General features: G+C 37.1%; 16 protein-coding genes and 1 other RNA gene. 16 read left to right on the top strand and 1 reads right to left on the bottom strand.

Translation table 11 applies throughout. The features are described from left to right. Positions 1-65: 65 nt before the first annotated feature. Entirely contained in the window at positions 66-557 is a 492-nt protein-coding gene (locus tag J7S27_05810; GenBank protein QTU82784.1) for a PTS glucose transporter subunit IIA, read from the top strand. A gap of 60 nt (positions 558-617) precedes the next feature. Beyond that, on the top strand, positions 618-1283 hold the full coding sequence (gene ung, locus J7S27_05805) for a uracil-DNA glycosylase (GenBank protein QTU83623.1): 666 nt from the start codon (positions 618-620) through the stop codon (positions 1281-1283). A 110-nt stretch (positions 1284-1393) separates the two neighbouring features. Here the strand turns inward: ung and J7S27_05800 are convergent, their stop codons facing one another. Then, the gene (locus J7S27_05800) at positions 1394-2314 is read right to left on the bottom strand and encodes a YihY/virulence factor BrkB family protein (protein ID QTU82783.1); all 921 of its coding nucleotides are present in this window, start codon (positions 2312-2314) and stop codon (positions 1394-1396) included. A 216-nt stretch (positions 2315-2530) separates the two neighbouring features. On the opposite strand from J7S27_05800, the gene J7S27_05795 reads away from it, so the two are divergent. From J7S27_05795 to nusA, 14 genes are all read left to right on the top strand, one after another. Continuing rightward, positions 2531-5173 carry a family 20 glycosylhydrolase gene (locus tag J7S27_05795; GenBank protein QTU82782.1) on the top strand — a complete coding sequence of 881 codons (2643 nt, stop codon included), beginning with the start codon at positions 2531-2533 and terminating at the stop codon, positions 5171-5173. 286 nt (positions 5174-5459) lie between these two features. Further along, complete coding sequence (gene typA / locus J7S27_05790) at positions 5460-7310, top strand: translational GTPase TypA (protein ID QTU82781.1); 1851 nt, start codon at positions 5460-5462, stop codon at positions 7308-7310. A gap of 82 nt (positions 7311-7392) precedes the next feature. Then, a complete protein-coding gene (locus tag J7S27_05785) occupies positions 7393-9129 on the top strand; it encodes an ABC transporter ATP-binding protein (protein QTU82780.1) in 1737 nt (578 codons plus the stop codon). Continuing rightward, a complete protein-coding gene (locus J7S27_05780) occupies positions 9126-10868 on the top strand; it encodes an ABC transporter ATP-binding protein (protein ID QTU82779.1) in 1743 nt (580 codons plus the stop codon). Before J7S27_05785 ends, J7S27_05780 begins: the two co-directional genes overlap by 4 nt. Positions 10869-10928: 60 nt before the next feature. After that, an RNA gene (gene ffs / locus J7S27_05775) (signal recognition particle sRNA small type) lies at positions 10929-11024 on the top strand. 74 nt (positions 11025-11098) lie between these two features. Next, a complete protein-coding gene (locus J7S27_05770) occupies positions 11099-12271 on the top strand; it encodes a class I SAM-dependent rRNA methyltransferase (protein ID QTU82778.1) in 1173 nt (390 codons plus the stop codon). A gap of 46 nt (positions 12272-12317) precedes the next feature. Then, entirely contained in the window at positions 12318-13208 is an 891-nt protein-coding gene (rapZ, locus tag J7S27_05765; GenBank protein QTU82777.1) for an RNase adapter RapZ, read from the top strand. Then, positions 13205-14185 (top strand): YvcK family protein, encoded by a 981-nt coding sequence (locus J7S27_05760; protein QTU82776.1) that lies wholly within the window; start codon positions 13205-13207, stop codon positions 14183-14185. The genes rapZ and J7S27_05760 overlap by 4 nt, the downstream gene beginning before the upstream one ends. Before the next feature lie 12 nt (positions 14186-14197). Then, positions 14198-15133, top strand: coding sequence for a DNA-binding protein WhiA (whiA, locus tag J7S27_05755; protein ID QTU82775.1), 936 nt, complete (start codon positions 14198-14200; stop codon positions 15131-15133). Between the two features lies 1 nt (position 15134). Continuing rightward, on the top strand, positions 15135-15290 hold the full coding sequence (locus J7S27_05750) for a hypothetical protein (protein QTU82774.1): 156 nt from the start codon (positions 15135-15137) through the stop codon (positions 15288-15290). Between the two features lie 330 nt (positions 15291-15620). Beyond that, entirely contained in the window at positions 15621-17990 is a 2370-nt protein-coding gene (secA, locus tag J7S27_05745; GenBank protein QTU82773.1) for a preprotein translocase subunit SecA, read from the top strand. Positions 17991-18129: 139 nt separating this feature from the next. Next, positions 18130-19252 (top strand): peptide chain release factor 2 gene (prfB, locus tag J7S27_05740; protein ID QTU82772.1). Its coding sequence is split into 2 segments (ribosomal slippage): positions 18130-18201 and positions 18203-19252, totalling 1122 coding nucleotides; the frame shifts between segments, so codons are not numbered across the junction. 302 nt (positions 19253-19554) lie between these two features. Further along, entirely contained in the window at positions 19555-20028 is a 474-nt protein-coding gene (gene rimP, locus J7S27_05735) for a ribosome maturation factor RimP (GenBank protein QTU82771.1), read from the top strand. A gap of 21 nt (positions 20029-20049) precedes the next feature. Then, positions 20050-21177, top strand: a complete 1128-nt coding sequence (gene nusA / locus J7S27_05730) for a transcription termination/antitermination protein NusA (GenBank protein QTU82770.1) — start codon at positions 20050-20052, stop codon at positions 21175-21177.

Below are 21177 nucleotides of genomic sequence, written 5' to 3'. Positions count from 1 at the left end.
ATATCACAGTTCTTGCAGTTTTTATTTGAACTTGTTATGATACCCTTAAATAAGGGGGGATAACAATGTTTAATTTATTTAAAAAGAAAAATGATAGTAGCAATGACTTTACCGTAAAATCACCACTAAGTGGACGTGTAGTACCGCTAAGTGATGTGAACGATCCAGTATTTTCTGGGTTATTGTTAGGAAAAGGGATTGCCATTGACCCAAGTTCTAAAGAAGTCGTTTCTCCGGTTAATGGGACGGTAACGACTATTTTTCCAACTGGACACGCTGTAGGCTTGACGTCACAAAGTGGGATTGAAGTGTTAATTCATATTGGAATGGATACGGTTCAATTGAATGGAGAAGGTTTTACGGCACACGTTAAAGAAGGAGATACCGTTTCTGTTGGTCAAAAATTAATTACGGTAGATTTAGAATTTGTTAAATCATCAGGGTATTCAACCGTAACGCCAGTGGTTGTCACAAACACAGCTAATTTTGTTGATGTGAAATCAACACTTTCACAACAAGTCGTTTCTGGTGATGAATTATTGACAATTGAAAAATAAAAATAAAGACAACGTGTGAAAAACATGCGTTGTCTTTAGTGTTAAAAAGGAGATACTATGATGATTCATAATTGGCAAGCGTTTATCGAACAGGAACGTCTGCAACCCTACTATGTGAAATTAATGCATGAAGTCAATCAGCGACGAATACTCGGGAATGTTTTTCCCCCTGAAAATCAACTGTTTAACGCTTTTGACATGACGCCGCTAGAACAGGTTAAAGTGGTGATTCTTGGGCAAGATCCATATCATCAAAAAGGACAAGCCAATGGATTAAGTTTTTCAGTGAATAAAGGCGTTAAGTTGCCCCCTTCTTTACGCAATATGTTTATCGAATTGGCCGATGATATTGGTTGCGATGTGTCAACGCATGGCGATTTAACGCATTGGGCAAAACAAGGGGTGCTTTTGTTGAATACCGTCTTGAGCGTGGATGAAGGCAAGGCGAACAGTCACAAAAACTTAGGTTGGGAGACGTTTACGGATAATGCGATTCGTTTGTTAAATGAGCAAGAACGTTCGATTGTGTTTGTGTTGTGGGGTGCACAAGCACAGAAAAAACAAACGCTCATTACAAATTCAAAGCATTATATTGTGCAATCGCCGCACCCTAGTCCCTTATCAAGCTATCGTGGATTTTTTGGTAGTCGCCCTTATTCTACCGTTAATCATTATTTAATAGCGTCTAATCAACAACCGATCGATTGGGCAATAAAAGAGAACTAAAAAACACGCCAAAAAAACACGCCAAAAAACACGCCAAAAAAACACGCTGGGTTGCGTGTTTTTTGTTTGGTATAGGTTGATGTTAAAAGGTATCGAAACTAACAGAAGTCTTATCGTTGTTGTTTGGCGAGCGGTTCTAAAAGTAATTGCGTATACGTTTTTTTATGTTTGACGACGTCAATATACGTTTTAATGAATACACCACCTAAAACAATACATTGACAAACTGTCATTAACCAAACGAAAGCGACCATCACACTACCTAGAGAACCGTATACGGGATTGCCACCGCTTGAAAAGAGTGCATTGGATATTTTGTAGAAAAGAGATAGTAAAAAAATCGCAATCGTTACAACGAGGGATCCAATAAATAACGCGTCAAATGGCATGTAGTGATGCTTATAAAAAATGCTCGAAAATTTATAAAAGAACATGAACACACCAATCGATAATAAAAATGGAAGTATTAAACTCATCATAAAAATTAAACCGTCTGATAAATCTTTTAATAACGGTGTACCGAACTGTTCCGAAATGTTTTGAATTAGGGAGATGATTTCGTTAGTAAAAATATTAAAAATGAGTAACGATGCCATTACCACTAAAAAGGCGATAGTATAAAAAACAGAGAAAATACGATCGAAAAAAGGAATTTTTTTGAAAAAATCAATTTTATCGTTCGATGGAATTTCAAAAATACTATTTAATGTAAGCGTTAAGCCTAAAAAACCTTGTGATCCTATCCAAAGCGCAGAAAATAGTGCAACGATGGACAATGAGGACGATACGTGAAAAACATTTTCGACAACAGTTGAGAAAACTTGCTGAATATCTTTAGGTAATGTATTTAACGTTTTCAAAATCAGTTGATCGAATCCAGGCGCAACAAATGAAAGCATTTGAAGTAAAAAGACAAGTAATGGAATAAATGACAAGATAAGATGATACGCCAAAAAGGTAGCGGCGAACGATGAATTACTCGTCTTTAGTTTTAATGAAAAATATTTTGTAAAATGAATGATTTTTTTCATACAACCTCCTATGCATTTTATTATAAATGAAAACATTAAAAAAAGCTAAGATAACTAGGTATATTCATTGAAAGCGCTGTTAACTTAGTGTAAAATTGTTCTACAACGCTATGAAACGAAGGGACGTTTACCAACCATAGCGCAACGATTAAAAAATAAATAAGGGGGGAAATGTATAACGGTTGGTGTTATACAATAAAAAAGATGTCAAATATGATGAGTAAAATTAGAAAAGTCTTTTTTGTACTAGTAACGTGTTTGGCAATGGTAGGTGCTACAGTATTACCAAGAACGGTAATCAATGCACAAGGCGATACAACAACACAGGAAGATGCGGGCTACATGAAAGTGTATTCTGTTGATGCCGGACGTAAATATTTTTCAGTCGATCAAATTAAACAGATTATTGATAAAATCGCTACGCTCGGATTTTCACATTTGCAATTATTATTCGGTAATGACGGATTACGTCTTGTGTTAGATGATTTATCAGTGAGTGCAGGTGGCGAAGAATATAGCCACGAACGTGTTAAAACAGCCATTGAAAATGGAAATAGACGTTACTACGACGATCCAAACGGTAACGCTTTAACACAAGCACAAATGGAAGAAATTTTAGCACATGCACAATCACGTGGCATTAAAGTGATTCCTGGTTTAAACTCTCCAGGACATATGGATACCATTTTAAATGCAATGGAAGAGTTGGGTATTACAAATACGCGTGTTGTTAATGGTTCTAAAACGTCTAAAACAACGGTTGAATTAGAAAATACGAAAGCCGTAGAATTTACAAGAGCGTTGATTAGTCGTTACGTAGCGTTCTTTAACGGCAAAGCAGAATTCTTTAACCTTGGTGCAGACGAATACGCTAACGATACAGGTTCAGGTTTTGCTTATTTACAATCACGTCGAACAAAAGATTATCAAAAATATAAATATACATTGTTTATCGATTATATTAATAGTATTGCTCAAGTGATTAAAGACAATGGTATGAAACCAGTGGCGTTTAACGATGGAATTTACTATAAATCTACTGATCGTTTCGGGACATTTGATTCAGACATTATTGTAGCTTACTGGATTGCTGGATGGAACGGCTATGATGTGGCTAAACCATTCTATTTAAATAGAAAAGGTCATAAATTATTAAATACAAATGATGGTTGGTACTATGTTGTCGGTTTAGATGAGTATACAGACAGCACACACAATAACCCATATACTGGACCTAAAGCGCATGAGCGTTTACCAAGAATCCAATTTACTGGATTACCAGGTGGTCGTGGTGAACCCGTATTAGGGGCAATCGTTTGTATGTGGGCGGATTACCCATCAAACACTTACGATGCAAGTGTACCATTTGCCTTTTTAGATAAATATGCGCAACAACATAATCAATATTTCAACCGTCGTTACATTACAGAATATGTAACAACTGACGGTGTAGAAATTGAACCATCTACGATTAACGATGAAAAACAATCAGCAAAAACATTTGATGATTATGAATTTGTAAGTAGTGAAGACACTGAATTCGGTATAAAATACAAATACGCTAAAAAATTAACAACTAAATATGTTGATGTAAACGATGAAGAACTTGAAGTTGTTAAACAACGTGAATTTGCTACAAATAAAGAGTTCCCAGGGTATACATTTGTTGAAACAAGACTTGGAGAAGAAGTGACAACACATGTTTACTACAAAAATAAAACAACAAAATTTGTAGACGAACAAAACGCAGATGTTGATACACAAGTAGTGGGTCGTGAATTTGCAGCTCAAAAAGATATCGATGGTTACACATTTGTAGAAACAACAGTTGCCGATGATGTGACAACACATGTTTACTACAAAAATAAAACAACAAAATTTGTAGACGAACAAAACGCAGACGTTGATACACAAGTTGTAGGTCGTGAATTTGCAGCTCAAAAAGATATTGACGGTTACACATTTGTAGAAACAACAGTTGCCGATGATGTGACAACACATGTTTACTACAAAAACAAAACAACAAAATTTGTAGATGAACAAAACGCAGATATTGATACACAAGTAGTGGGTCGTGAATTTGCAGATAAAAAAGTGATTGATGGTTATACATTCGTAGAAACAACAGTCGCAGATGATGTAACCACACACCGTTATGAAGTTGTAACCGATAAAGTGTTAAGCAACACTCCAACCGACGTTAGCGTTATGGGAACAAGCGTATCATTAAAAGATGCAACAGCATTAGTTGTTGAGCCAAAAACATTAGCTAATGTAACAAACGAGTATAATGCATACGACATTACATTAGTTAACGAAAAAGGTGATGTGGTACAACCAAGTGCACCTGTTCGTGTTGTGTTACCAGCTACAAAAGAAGTAGACGGTGTATTCTATATTAACGGTGACAATAAAGAAGCGATTCCTTTCACACGTGAAGGCAATACAGTTGTATTTGAAGTAGAACACTTTAGTGTGTATGCGGTTGTTTATAAAGCAGAGGCATCTACAACAATGCCAACGCCACCAACAGAAAAACCAACACCACCAACAGATGAAATGGCAAATACAACAACACAACCAACAAATAACATGACAAATATGCCAACACCGCCAACAAGCGAAATGGCAAATACGTCAAAACAACCAACAAATAACATGACAAATATGTCAACATCATCAACAGATAACATGACAAATATGCAAACACAATCAAATGAACAAAAAGATACATCAAAAATGATGTTGTTACCAGAAACTGGAACAGCAGCAAATGATTACCTGTTCATCGGTGTAGCGTTTGTGATTTTAAGTGGTATCGTATGGCAAGTACGTGCTAAAAAAGATGAAATGAAATAGTCAAAGTGACGCAAAAAGCTGGTGATTTTATCATCGGCTTTTTTGTGTGGAAATCAAAGGGTTATGTCGATTAGAGTTGATGACGTATACAATCAGCGCTAAAAATGATAAAGCCGTAAAGGTAACAACGCATACCGTCATTCTTAAAAAGTGTGCAATCAAATCAAATTTAGAACGTTAATAGAAGTTGTAACGTTTACATTTTGAAAATAGGTGTTTTTGACTAGGCAAAGGACAGCGATAGTGATAAAATAACAAAGTTATTAAGCGAAAGCGCGGAGGAAATATGAAAAAAAGAGAAGATATTCGTAACGTAGCGATTATTGCGCACGTTGACCACGGAAAAACGACATTAGTCAATGAGTTATTGAAACAATCGCACACGTTAGATGCGCGCGCAAATATTGAAGATCGTGCGATGGACTCAAATGATATTGAAAAAGAGCGCGGTATTACGATTTTAGCTAAAAATACAGCAGTACAATACCACGATACACGTATTAACATCATGGATACACCAGGACACGCTGACTTCGGTGGAGAAGTAGAGCGTATCATGAAAATGGTAGACGGTGTTGTTTTAGTTGTCGATGCGTATGAAGGTACAATGCCACAAACACGTTTTGTGTTGAAAAAAGCGTTAGAGCAACATTTAACACCTATTGTTGTGGTAAATAAAATTGATAAAGATACAGCACGTCCAGCAGAAGTTGTGGATGAAGTGTTAGAGTTATTTATCGAATTAGGTGCAGATGACGATCAATTAGAGTTCCCGATTATTTACGCTTCAGCTATTGGTGGAACATCTAGTTTATCGGATAACCCAGTTGATCAAGAGCCAACAATGGATCATATTTTTAATACGATTATTGAACATATTCCAGCACCTGTTGACAATAGTGCTGAACCGTTACAATTCCAAGTGTCTTTATTAGATTATAACGATTATGTTGGTCGTATTGGTATTGGACGTGTGTTTAGAGGGACAATTAAAGTTGGAGATTCCGTTTCCGTATTAAAAATTGACGGATCAACGAAAAACTTCCGTGTGACGAAATTATTCGGCTTCTTTGGTTTGGATCGTGTTGAAATTCAAGAAGCAAAAGCGGGTGATTTAATTGCCGTTTCTGGTATGGAAGATATTTTCGTTGGTGAAACGGTAACACCAGTAGACGTACAAGAAGCGTTACCAATTTTACATATTGATGAGCCAACTTTACAAATGACGTTTTTAACGAACAATTCGCCATTTGCTGGTCGTGAAGGAAAACACGTGACATCACGTAAAATTGAAGAACGTTTATTAGCCGAATTACAAACAGACGTTTCATTACGTGTTGATCCAACAGATTCGCCAGATGCATGGATTGTATCTGGACGTGGAGAGTTGCATTTAGCCATCTTAATTGAAACGATGCGTCGTGAAGGCTATGAATTACAAGTGTCTCGTCCCGAAGTGATTATTCGCGAAGTGGATGGTGTCCGTTGTGAACCATATGAGCGTGTTCAAATTGATTCGCCTGAAGAATACATGGGTTCAATCATTGAAACATTGAGCTTGCGTAAAGGTGAAATGCAAGAAATGGTACATACGGGTAATGGACAAATCCGTTTGATTTTCTTAGTGCCAGCGCGTGGGTTAATTGGTTATTCAACAGAATTTTTATCAATGACACGCGGATACGGTATTTTAAATCACACATTCGATTGCTACTTACCAGAAATTAAAGCTAAAATTGGTGGACGCCATAACGGTGCGTTAGTTGCGACTGAATCAGGAAAAGCAACAACGTATGCAATTATGGGTGTTGAAGATCGTGGTGTTATTTTTGTGGAGCCGGGAACAGAAGTGTACGAAGGTATGGTTGTTGGTGAACATTCTCGTGAAAATGACCTAGCCGTAAATGTGACACGTGCAAAACAAATGACAAATATCCGTTCAGCAACAAAAGACCAAACAGCAGTTATTAAACGTCCACGCATTTTATCATTAGAAGAGTCTATTGAATTTATGAGTGACGATGAATACTGTGAAGTAACACCAGAAAGCATTCGTTTAAGAAAACAAATTTTAGATAAAGGCGAACGCGATCGCGTTGCTAAACGTAAGAAAAAAGCTGAAGAAAGTGCACAATAAGATATTATGCACTTTGTGAATAGATAAAGACAAGGCTTGGGAAGACTTTCCCTAGCCTTGTCTTTATACGGAAAGGAAGTATATGTCGGTTATCAAAAAACTCGGATGGTTTTTTAAATTAGAATGGAAACGTTATTTAATCGGAGTTATATCTTTAATACTCGTCAGTGTGTTAAATTTAATTCCACCAATGATGATGGGAAATGTCATCGACCACATTGCAATAGGCGATTTAACGACAGGTCAACTTGTCCAAAATGTTGCAATGTTAGTAGCAGCTGCTTTTTCGATGTACGCACTCCGATTTATTTGGCGTCAATTCATTATTGGAACCTCAAATAAATTAGGACGATTATTACGTTCTCGCTTATTTAAACAATTTACAAAAATGTCACCGTCATTTTTTCAAAAACATCGAACAGGTGATTTGATGGCACACGCAACAAATGACGTTCGTGTCGTGAATATGTTAGCCGGACCCGGTGTTATGTCCGCGGTTGATGCATCGGTTACCGCGTTAGTAACCTTAATGACAATGTTTTTTGGATTGTCATGGCAATTAACGCTATTAGCCATTTTGCCACTACCAATTATGACCGTATTAACAACTTTTGTGAGTCGTCGTTCATATAAAAGTGTATTGGAATCGCAAGAAATGTTTTCGCAATTAAACAATAAAGTGCAAGAAAATATTTCGGGTATTAAAGTTATTAAATCATTTGGATACCAACACAGTGAGATGGCAGATTTTGAAAAAGTCAATGACGCAGCATACATGACAAATATGAAAATGACGCGTTATCAAGCACTATATGATCCAGTAACAGGTGTTTGTATTGCGGCAAGTTACGCGATTACGTTATGGTTTGGTGGTTATCTCATTTCTCAAAATCAATTAACGTTAGGGAATATGATTACTTTTGTAACGTATTTGGATATGTTAGTTTGGCCACTAAAAGCGTGGAGTTTTTTAGTGAATATGATTCAACGTGGGAACGTGGCGTATGAACGCATTGAAAATTTATTATCCCAAGAAAGCGATGTGTTTAATGAAGCAGATACTCACATGACGTTTGATCATGCCGATTTAGTTTACGCTATTGATAGTTTTCAATACGACCATTCAGAAACATTGCGCGATATTCACTTTACACTGTTTAGCGGTCAAACGTTAGGCATTGTCGGTCCAACGGGAAGCGGTAAAACAACACTTATCAAATTACTGCTTCGTGAGTTTGATGTGACGAACGGGAGTATCACATTTGGCGGTAGCGATATTAAAACGATGAGTTTGAACGCTTTGAGAAGTCATATCGGCTACGTGCCACAAGATCAAATGCTGTTTGCGACGTCTATTTTGGAAAACATCCGTTTTGCTAATCCCGAATACTCGATTGAAGATGTTAAGCAGGCGGCGAGGTTGTCGTGTGTAGCAAACGACATTGAAAGCATGAACGACCAATACAACACCATTATTGGAGAGCGCGGGGTGTCTTTATCAGGGGGACAGAAACAACGCATTGCGATTGCGCGTGCCTTGATTATGAACCCGCCAGTGTTGATTTTAGACGATTCATTAAGTGCCGTTGATGCGAAAACAGAGCACATTATTGTAGATAATTTAAAATCCAGTCGAAAAGATAAAACGACCATCATTACGGCACATCGTTTAAGTGCGGTAAATCATGCTGACTTAATTTTAGTCGTGGATAACGGTCAAATTGTAGAACGTGGTACTCACGATGAATTGATTGCTCAAGGTGGCTGGTATGCAACAACGTATCAATCACAACAGTTAGAAAGCGAGGAGGTTTTATGATGAAAACATCACAATGGGCGCTTTTTAAACGTTTAATCGGGTATTTGAAACGGTATAAAGGATTAACTTTTTTATCGATTTTATTTTTAGTTGCCTTCACGGTTACAGAAAGTGTTATTCCGTTAGTTGCGCGCTACTATATTGATGCGTACATTACAACAAATCAAATTACATCGGGGTTATGGGTCATTGCTGGGTATTACCTCATTTACTTAATGCATATCATTTTAGGTTATGTGGGTACGCTATTGTTTGCAAAAATTTCGTATGGTGTTGTACGGGATATGCGGCAAGACGTTTTTGATAACGTTCAACGTCTTGGCATGCGTTATTTTGACCAGTCAGCAAACGGGACGGTTGTATCCCGAATTACGAACGATACCGAAACGGTTGCGGTAATGTTCAATGGGTTATTAACCAATATGATTCGTGCAATTTTTCTATTTTCTGCCACGTTGTATACAATGATTTGGTTAGATGCTAAATTAACGGCGATTATTGTCCTATTTTTACCCGTCATTATGTTGTCTATGACGATGTATCGTCGCTTATCTGCGCCAATCATTATGAATACACGTGCCAAACTAGGTGAATTGAATGCCAAATTATCCGAAAGTATTGAGGGTATGCGTGTTATTCAAGCGTTTAATCAAGAAGAACGTATATTTGACGAATTTGACCAATTAAATGAAGAACACTTAGTGTCGGCTAATCGTTCAATTAATATCGATAGCATTTTCTTACGTCCAGCGATGTCTCTTTTACAGTTATTGGCGTATGCGTTATTGGCGACCTATTTTGGATTAACCTTTAAAGATGCCGGTTTAACGGCAGGCTTAATGTATGCGTTTATTCAATATGTCAATCGTTTGTTCAACCCGTTGATTCAAGTGACGCAAGATTTTGCCACACTACAAACGTCTATGGTATCGGCAAGTCGTGTATTTGACTTAATCGATGAAGATGTGTATGAACCAGAACAGTTAAATGCAACACATGCTGCGATTGAAAATGGAGATGTTGTTTTTGAACACGTTTCATTTAGTTATGATGGGGTAAACAATGTATTGAATGACATTAGTTTTACCGTCAAAAAAGGTGAAACAATTGCATTTGTTGGGCATACAGGTAGCGGGAAATCATCCATTATTAATGTATTGATGCGTTTTTATGAGTTTTCTAAAGGTAGTGTTACAATTGATGGCGTCAATATTAAAGAATATCCACAACAAGTGATTCGCGATAATATTGGATTGGTTTTGCAAGAACCATTTTTATTCCACGGAACAATTGCCGATAATATTCAAATGTATCAGCACTTAACACGACAACAAGTCATTGATGCGGCAAAATTCGTAGACGCCGATGAATTTATTTCAAAACTCGATAACGGATACGATGCACCAGTTGCCGAAAGAGGTAGCACTTTATCAAGTGGACAACGTCAGTTAATTGCTTTTGCGCGAACCATTGCACTAAATCCTAAAGTTTTAATTTTAGATGAGGCGACGGCGAATATTGATTCTGAAACAGAAGAGATGATTCAACGATCGCTACATAAAATGCGACAAGGACGTACAACGATCGCTATTGCGCACCGCTTATCAACAATTCAAGATGCTAACTGCATCTACGTATTGGATAAAGGGCGTATCGTCGAACAAGGGACACACGAAGAATTATTAGCGTTGCAAGGACAATATTACGATATGTACCGATTACAATCAGGTAAAGCATAGCGTGTGAGTTGTTATTTTTTCGATGTGAAAAGATAGCCAAAAAATAAAAAGTTTGATATAATTCAAATGTACGGCAATAGAATTTCTATGAACCGGGTCAGATACGGAAGTAAGCAGCTCTAAGTAGAAAGTCTATGTGCTGTACATTTAGTGTTTACGCAGGTAAACACCTTTTTTTATATTGTGATAAATTGTATGAATTGGACACGCATAAAGTAAAGAGGGAAATGATGAAAACCATTAAATTAAAACAACGTGCCGTACAACACGTTAAATCAGGAAATCCACTGTTAATAGAGGGGGATATTTTAAATACAAAAGATATTGTGTTTGGAGAAATCGTTGAAGTGGTTGATGCAAAAAATGGAGCTTTTTTAGGTAAAGCGCTATTGGGTCAGCAAAATAAAGGTGTGGGTTGGATGTTTACAACAAAATCATCTGAAACGCTAGATGCTAAATTTTTAGAACGATTATTGACAAACGCCAAGCAAAAGCGTCAATTGTTTTTTGCATCGTCAAAAATTGATGCGTTTCGTCTATTTAATGGTGAAAGTGACGGTTTAGGTGGTCTAACGATTGATGTTTATAAACACGCTCTCGTCATTTCTTTTTATTCGCAAGCTATTTTTACGTATCGCCAATTCATTTTTGATGCGCTAAAAATAGTGATGAGTGGCTATTCCATTTTTGAAAAATGCCGATTTGAGCAAGCGCCTTATGACACTAATCATGTATTTGGCGATAATAATGAACAATTCATCATTCAAGAAAATGAAAGTCGATTTAACGTTCATTTAAATGATGGGTTAATGACGGGTGTTTTTTTAGATCAACGGGATGTCCGTGATTACGTTAGACGTCATGCAAAAAATAAAACGGTACTCAATACGTTTAGTTATACCGCAGCGTTTTCCGTTGCAGCTGCACTTGGTGGTGCGTTAAAAACGGTAAGTGTGGACGTAGCAAAACGAAGTATTGAATTATCAACCCAGCAATTTAATGTCAATGCCTTGTTGTTAGAAAATCACGCCTTTTATGTCATGGATGTATTTGACTATTTTAAATACGCACGTAAAAAAGGTGAAATGTTTGATATGGTCGTTTTAGATCCACCAAGTTTTGCGCGTACAAAAAAACGAACGTTTTCCGTATTAAAAAATTATGGAGAATTGTTAGAAGACGCCATTCATTTGACGAATGTAGGCGGTGAAATTATCGTTTCGACAAATGCGTCGAATTGGAAACGAGATGATGTGTTGCGAATGATTGATGAAACGTTTACCCGTTTGAATCGAAAATATGCGATTAACGCTGAATTTAAACAGCCAACCGATTTTACAACGCTTAAAACATTACCGTCTACACAATATTTAAAAGTGTTTGTTGTAAAAGTAGTTGCTTAATTGACTTTTTGGTAGGTTTTAGATACTCTTGTTTATAAGAAAGTGCATGCAAAGAGGTGTGTTTATGGAAAATATAGAACTAGTCATTGTTTCGGGAATGTCGGGTGCTGGTAAAACAGTAGCGGTACAAAGTTTAGAAGATTTAGGATATTTTTGTATCGATAATATGCCACCTAGATTATTAACGGGTTTTTGGGAATTAGTGAAACAAACCGGAAACATTAAACGTATTGCGTTGGTAGTTGATGTTCGTACGCGTGAGTTTTTTAATGAAGTGATTGAAACAGTAGACGATGTGGACAATACACGCATTTTATTTTTAGAAAGTAGCGATAGTGTACTAGTCTCTCGCTATAAAGAAACGCGCCGACAACACCCTCTAGCACGAGGTGGTGTCACTTTGACACAAGCCATTGCTCAAGAGCGCTTTTTATTAAGTGATTTAAAAAGACGTTCACAAAGTGTCATTGATACGTCTGAAATTTCTCCACGCACGTTGCGTGAGCGCATTATTGCAGAGTTTAGCGCTGCCGATAGCCAACTTTTCCAAGTGAATGTCATGTCGTTTGGTTTTAAATATGGATTACCCATCGAAAGTGATATTGTCATGGATGTTCGTTTTTTACCAAATCCGCATTATGTCAGTGAATTGCGTCCTCAAACAGGGTTAGATAAACCGGTTTATGACTACGTTATGGAGCAAGAGCAAACACAACTCTTTTTTGAAAAACTAAAAGATTTAATTCAATTTACTTTACCCGGATACAAAAAAGAAGGTAAAACCAATATTGTTATTGCCATTGGGTGTACAGGTGGTCAGCATCGTTCAGTAGCATTAGCAGAACGTTTAGGTAAAACGCTATTAACTGATGGATATGATGTACAAATGACACATCGTGACATCAATAAACGAAAAGAGACGGTAAATCGCTCATGAGACGTAAAAAAGTAACCATTATAGGTGGTGGTACGGGGATTCCCGTATTGCTCAATGAATTAAAGAACTATCCTATTGATATAACGGCGGTTGTAACTGTCGCAGACGACGGGGGTAGCAGTGGTGTATTGCGTGATTACATTAATATTGTGCCACCGGGAGATATACGGAACTGCTTAGTTGCCTTGTCGGATATACCCGATATTTATCGTGATATTTTTCAATACCGTTTTCATACCGATGATAACTTTTTTGCTGGGCATGCGATTGGTAATTTAATTATTGCAGCACTAACGGAAATGAAAGGAAATATTTTCGATGCCATTACAACGTTAAGTAACATTATGCGTGTCAATGGGAAAGTGTATGCTGCTTCTGATGAGCCGTTAGTGCTACATGCCAATTTTATGGATGGCACCAGTGCGGTTGGCGAATCTGAAATTGCAAAACACCGTAAACGCATTAAAGAAGTTTACGTCACCCATCGAAACAATAGGATCGAAGACGCCACGGCAAGACCGGAAGTGATTGATGCCATTATGGATGCGGATATGATTGTGTTAGGGCCGGGGAGTTTATTTACAAGTATTTTACCAAACTTGATGATTCCAAATGTTAAGCAAGCGTTATTAGATACAAAAGCACATGTTGTTTACATTTGTAACATTATGACACAGTTAGGTGAGACGGAATCATTTTCAGATGCCGATCATGTACGCGTGCTACATCGACACTTAAAAGCAATGTGCATTGATACGGTACTTGTTAATAATGCTACTGTTCCCGATGATTATTTGAATCAACAAAAAGGTGAAGAGTATCTTTTCCAAGTCCGCCATAATTTTGATGGTTTACGTGGAGAAGGGTGCCATGTTATTTCTACAAACTTTTTAGAAATGCGTGATAATGGTGCTTTCCACGACGGCAAAAAAGTAGTAGAAGAATTGATTGGATTATTAAATCGTCCAAGAATGTAAAGGAGGGGCTTCATGTCATACGCAGCGGACATCAAAAAAGAATTAACGACGTTGACGGTTCATAAAGAACATGCCAAAGCAGAATTGTCTGCGCTAATTCGTATGAATGGGGCAGTGACTTTGCAACAACAAAAATTTGTGTTGAACGTCCAAACGGAAAATGCGGCGATTGCACGACGAATGTATTCGTTACTTAAAGAGCATTACGCAGTAGAAAGTGAATTGCTGGTGCGAAGAAAGATGAAATTAAAGAAAAATAACGTGTATATTGTACGTCTAAAAAGTGGGACAACAGAAGTGTTGAACGATTTGCGTATTATGGATGGGTTATTTTTTAGATCACACGTGTCATCCGAGATTAAAGACAATAAAGACAAAATGCGTTCGTATTTACGTGGTGCGTTTTTAGCGGGTGGTTCGGTCAATAATCCGGAAACGAGTAGTTATCATTTAGAAATTTATTCAAATTATGAAGATCATAATGAAGATATTTGTGAAATGATGAATCAATTTGGGATGAATGCACGAATTATTGAACGACGGAATGGCTACATCACCTACATTAAAGAAGCGGAAAAAATTGCAGATTTTCTTGTTTTGATTGGTGCGTTCGGTGGTATGATGAAGTTTGAAGATGTTCGAATTGTGCGCGATATGCGTAATTCCGTCAATCGAATCGTAAATTGTGAAAATGCCAATTTGAGTAAAGTGATTAACGCATCGAGCAAGCAAATTGAAGCGATTGAGTATATTGATCGTACGGTAGGGCTTAGTGAGTTGCCTGAAAAGTTACAAGAAGTTGCCCAATTGCGTTTGCAAAATCCAGAATCCAGTTTAATTGAAATTGGAGAAATGTTGAGCGGTGGTGCCGTATCCAAATCGGGTGTGAATCATCGTTTGCGAAAAATTGTAGCTTTTGCTGATGAGTTGAAGAAAAAAGGAGTATAGCATGGCGATTAAAGACGAAGATTTTATTAAACAACAAGTTGAAACGTTGGGAAAAGGATTGGCTAAATTCATCGATCCATCCGAATTAGTCAACTTATTCAAAAAAGATGACGCTACTGATAAAGACGAAACCGCAGATGAAGAGGCGTCTGAATAAAATTGGTTCTATGTCAAATAGGGTTGATGACTTATAAAGATAGTGATTTAACAGATGTTAAGTCACTATCTTTTCGTTTTAAGTCACAAAGTGATTTGTATGTTATTGCGTACTGAAAATAAGTGTTCAATGCGTGTTTATTTTCGTTACCTTTTTTGTGTAGTTATTAAAAGTATATCCTATGAGATGCTTTTTTTGTATCACTGGCTAACTTAATTCTATAATTTACTTCAAATTGCTTTAATATACTAACTACTTTTCAAAATAGTCTAAAAATGATATGATAACAATGATGTTTTATACAATTTTGAGGTAGAGGAAAATTTATATATGGCAAACTTATTGAAAAAATTTATTGAAAATGAAAAACGTGAATTGAAACGTTTAGAAAAAATTGCTGATAAAGTGTTAAGTTTTGAAGATGCAATGGCTCAAAAATCTGACGCTGAGTTAAGCGGTATGACGGAAACGTTTAAATCACGTTACCAAGCAGGAACATCACTAGATGATTTATTGCCTGAAGCGTTTGCGGTTGTACGTGAAGCAGCAAAACGTGTACTAGGCCTTTTCCCGTATAAAGTACAGGTCATGGGTGGTGTGACGTTACACGAGGGTAACGTTGCTGAAATGCGTACTGGTGAAGGTAAAACGTTAACAGCGACAATGCCGGTATATTTAAATGCACTTTCTGGTGAAGGTGTCCATGTGATTACGGTAAACGAGTATTTATCTGCACGTGATGCTAAAGAGATGGGTGAATTGTATAACTTTTTAGGCTTAACGGTTGGGTTGAATACGAGTGGTATGTCATCAGACGAAAAACGACAAGCATATGCTTGCGATATTACATATAGTACAAATAGTGAATTAGGTTTTGACTACTTGCGCGACAATATGGTGACTGAAAAAGAACAAATGGTACAACGCAAATTAAATTATGCCGTTGTCGATGAAGTAGACTCTATTTTAATTGATGAGTCACGTACACCATTAATCATTTCCGGTGGTGCGGATGAACGTGCTAACGCGTTATATTTACGTGCTGACTTTTTTGTAAAAGGGTTAAAAGAAGATGTTGATTATGAAATTGATGTTCAATCTAAATCGGTATCTTTAACAGAAGAAGGTATTACACGTGCAGAATCTGTTTTCCATACGGACAACTTGTATTCTGTAGATAATACATTGTTAGTGCATCATATTGATCAGGCGTTACGTGCCAACTATATTATGATTCGTGATATTGACTATGTTGTTCACGAAGGCGAGATTATGATTGTTGATCCGTTTACTGGACGTATGATGGAAGGTCGTCGTTATTCAGAAGGTTTACACCAAGCCATTGAAGCAAAAGAGGGTGTTGAGGTTCAAAACGAATCTAAAACAATGGCAACCATTACATTCCAGAACTACTTCCGTATGTACAAAAAATTATCTGGATGTACAGGTACTGCGAAAACAGAAGAGGAAGAATTGCGTGAAATTTACAATATGCAAGTAACGTCAATTCCAACGAATAAACCGATTAAACGTATTGATGCAGCGGATGTGCTATATCCAACGTTAGAAAGTAAATTTAAAGCGGTTGTAGCAGATATTAAAGAACGTCATGAAAAAGGACAACCAATCTTAGTTGGTACAGTTGCGGTTGAAACGTCAGAATTATTATCTAACCTACTTGTAAAAGCGGGCGTTCCGCACGAAGTGTTAAATGCGAAAAATCATGCTAAAGAAGCAGAAATCATTATGAGTGCTGGTCAACGCGGAGCGGTAACGATTGCAACGAACATGGCAGGTCGTGGAACGGATATCAAATTAGGTAAAGGCGTTAAAGAATTAGGCGGTTTATACGTTATTGGTACGGAACGTCATGAGTCACGTCGTATTGATAATCAGTTACGTGGACGTTCTGGTCGTCAAGGTGATGTTGGTGGTAGCCAATTTTATTTATCGTTACAAGATGACTTAATGAAACGTTTTGGTAATGATCGCACACGTGAGTTTTTAGCAAAATTAGCTCAAGGCGATGGCGACAACGTTGAAGTGATTCAAAGTAAAATGTTTACGAAACAAGTTGAGTCTGCTCAAAAACGTGTTGAAGGAAATAACTACGATGCGCGTAAAAACGTTTTAGAGTATGATGAAGTCATGCGTGAACAACGTGAAATTATTTATGCACAACGTCAACAAGTTATTCAAGAAACAGAATCTTTAGAAGATGTTGTGAAAGGTATGATTTCACGAACAATTGATCGTGAAGTTGATGCGTATACAAATGGTGATAAAAAGAATTGGAACTTAGCAGGTTTAGTGAAATTTGCAGGTGCCGTTCTCGTACACCCTGACACTGTTTCAGTTGAGCAATTTGAAGGTAAAACAGTAGAACAAATTAAAGCGGATTTATTAAATCGTGCAATGGCTGTTTACGACGAAAAAGTACAATTGTTAAGTTCACCTGAATATGTGTTACAATTCCAACAATTGTTGATTATTCGTTCAGTTGATGAAGAATGGACAACGCATATTGATGAAATGGATCATTTACGTACGGGCGTTGGTTTACGTTCGTATGCACAAACTAATCCATTAACAGAATATCAAAAAGAAGGTTTTGAACGCTTTAATGAAATGATTCATTCCATTGAATATGAAGTGTCTCGTATTATGTTAAAAGCCAACTTACGTAGTAACGTGGAGTAATAAAGACTAAATAAAATCGCGTAAAACATTGTTTTATGCGATTTTATGTTAATGAGAATTAAAAGGTAACAGAGCATTATAAAATAGTTTTGAAACGTGCTTTGTATTTGAGTGATACTGTAAAAGAGAAAGGGAAAATATGGAACTAGCAGAAGTTAGACAATTTATTGAGACGGCAACACAAAAATTAGTGACGTTTGGGCACTCTCTTTGACTTAGAACATTTAGAGATGACCATTGCGTCTTTAGAAAATGATATGTTGCACCCTAATTTTTGGGACAATAATGAGGAAGCACAAAAAACAATTGCCCAACTCAATGAGCACAAATTTGTTTTTGATACGTTTCAACAGTTGCAAACCGATTTATCGGATGTGTCAGATTTATACGACATGCTAAAAGAAGAGTATGATGAATCGTATGCAGATGATATGGTTCAAATGATTGAATTGTTGGATGAAAAATTGGCACAATATGAATTAAATATGCTGCTTGATGGGCCACACGATAAACATAACGCCATTTTAGAAATACATCCCGGAGCTGGTGGGACGGAATCGCAAGATTGGGGAAGCATGCTGTTGCGGATGTATATGCGTTGGGCAGATAAACAAGGATTTAGTGTAGAAACGTTAGATTACCAAGATGGTGAGGAAGCGGGGATTAAGAGTGTGACGCTGCTGATTAAAGGCGTCAATGCGTATGGCTACTTAAAAGCGGAACGTGGTGTGCATCGTTTAGTGCGCATTTCACCATTTGATGCTGCAAAAAAACGCCATACGTCCTTTGCGTCGGTTGATGTGATGCCGGAAATTACGGACGAGTTAGAAGTGACTATCAATGCAGATGATTTACGCATTGATACGTTCCGTGCAAGTGGTGCGGGTGGGCAACACATTAATAAAACGTCTTCGGCTATTCGGATTACGCATATTCCGACAGGTATTGTTGTGCAAAGTCAATCGCAACGTTCACAATTTCAAAACCGCGATCAAGCGATGAAAATGTTACAAGCGAAGTTGTATCAATTGGAAGAAGCGTCACGCATGGATGAAATGAATGCTATTCGTGGAGAACAAAAAGAAATTGGTTGGGGTTCACAAATTCGATCATACGTTTTTCATCCGTATGCCATGGTAAAAGACCATCGAACGAATGTATCGGTTGGGCAAACGTCACAAGTTATGGATGGTGACTTGTCCATTTTCATTGATGCCTATTTAAAACAACAAATCGGTCAAAGTGTTCGTCAAGATGACTAATGTCTGTTTATTGTCAATTGTATGACGTTTTACGCTGAGCAGTTGAGTCAGTTGCAAACGGATAAAACGATAAGCATGTATCATCGTAAAAAGGCAGTTTAGTCAGTAAATTAGATTAATTGTCGTGTTTTACGACAAAGTGTCGTAAAATGCATGGTTTTATGCGTGAAATTGCACAAAAAAGTGGCTATATCAATTGATTTAGCGCGATTTGTATGCTATTATAGTAGTATAAAAATGATGGAAAGGAGTAAACGGCTGTTTACTCCTTTGTTTTATCGTATGATACGGTAGGAGGTAAGATGAGTAAAGTAGTTGAATTGGTAACACAATTATTTCATGACATCAACACTGAGAACACATTTGAGTTAGTCGATGTAGAATTTGTCAAAGAGGGGCAATCTTGGTTTTTACGTATTTTTGCGGACAAACCAGAGGGTATTGATCTTGATGATTGTGCATTAATTAGTGAGCGATTAAGTGAACGATTGGATAGCATGAACCCGGATCCTATTCCGCAAGCGTACTTTTTAGAAGTGTCGTCACCGGGTGCGGAACGTCCATTGAAAACGGAAAAGGATATTGAGCAAGCAATTGGCAAATATATTCATGCATCATTCTATCAAGCACGAGATGGACAAAAATTCATTGAAGGTTTTTTAGAATCATTTGAAAATAATCAATTAACGTTGTCTGTAAAAGACAAAACGCGTCGTAAGCAAGTCGTTATTCCACGTGAGTCAGTTGCAAAATTACGATTAGCTATTGAATTTTAATAGAAAACCAAGGAGTCAATCATGAGTAAAGAAATGCTACGTGCCTTAGATGTTTTAGAAACTGAAAAAGGCATTTCAAGAGAAATTGTTATTGAAGCATTAGAATTGGCGTTAGTGTCTGCTTATAAGCGTCATTATGGCCAAGCGCAAAATGTAGAAGTTACATTTGATCAAAAGAAAGGTAACATTCACGTTTATGCGGTTAAAGAAGTTGTTGAATACGTATTTGATTCAACGCTTGAAGTGAGTTTAGAAGATGCGTTACAAAAAAATAAAGCGTATGAAGTTGGTGATAAAATTCGTTACGAAGTAACACCAAAAGACTTTGGACGTATTGCTGCACAAACGGCTAAACAAGTCATTATGCAACGTATTCGTGAAGTGGAACGTGAAATTATTTATAACGAATATATTCAATATGAATCCGATATTTTGACAGGGATTGTTGAACGTTCGGATGCACGTTACATTTATGTGAATCTTGGAAAAATTGAAGCAGTATTATCGAAACAAGATCAAATGCCAAATGAAACGTACGAATCACACGACCGCATTAAAGTGTATGTGTCTAAAGTGGAAAACACGACAAAAGGCCCTCAAGTGTTCGTTAGTCGTTCACATCCGGATTTGGTGAAACGTTTATTTGAACAAGAAGTTCCTGAAATTTATGACGGTGTTGTAGAGATTGTTTCAATTTCACGTGAAGCAGGGGATCGTTCAAAAGTTGCGGTTAAAACAAGTGATCCGTATATTGATCCAGTAGGGACCTGTGTTGGACCTAAGGGTCAACGTGTGCAGGCGATTGTAGACGAATTGGGTGGCGAAAATATGGATATTGTCTCTTATAATAGTGATCCAGCAATATATATTGCCAACGCATTAAATCCTGCGCAAGTGAGCGATGTTATTTTCTTGGATGAAGAACAAACAAGCTGTATTGTTGTTGTACCAGATTCTCAATTATCATTAGCGATTGGAAAACGTGGACAAAATGTACGTTTAGCGGCACGTTTAACGGGTAAAAAAATTGATATTAAATCTGAATCAGCATACGAAGACTATTTGTATGCATTAGAAAACCCAACAGTTGAAGAAGAAACGTTTTCGATTGAAGAATTAGCGTTAGAAGAAACAGCAACAGAGGAATAA

The sequence above is a fragment of the Carnobacteriaceae bacterium zg-C25 genome (assembly GCA_017945845.1).
GTDB lineage: Bacteria > Bacillota > Bacilli > Lactobacillales > Aerococcaceae > WM01.
This window is presented reverse-complemented; position numbering and strand designations above follow the sequence as displayed.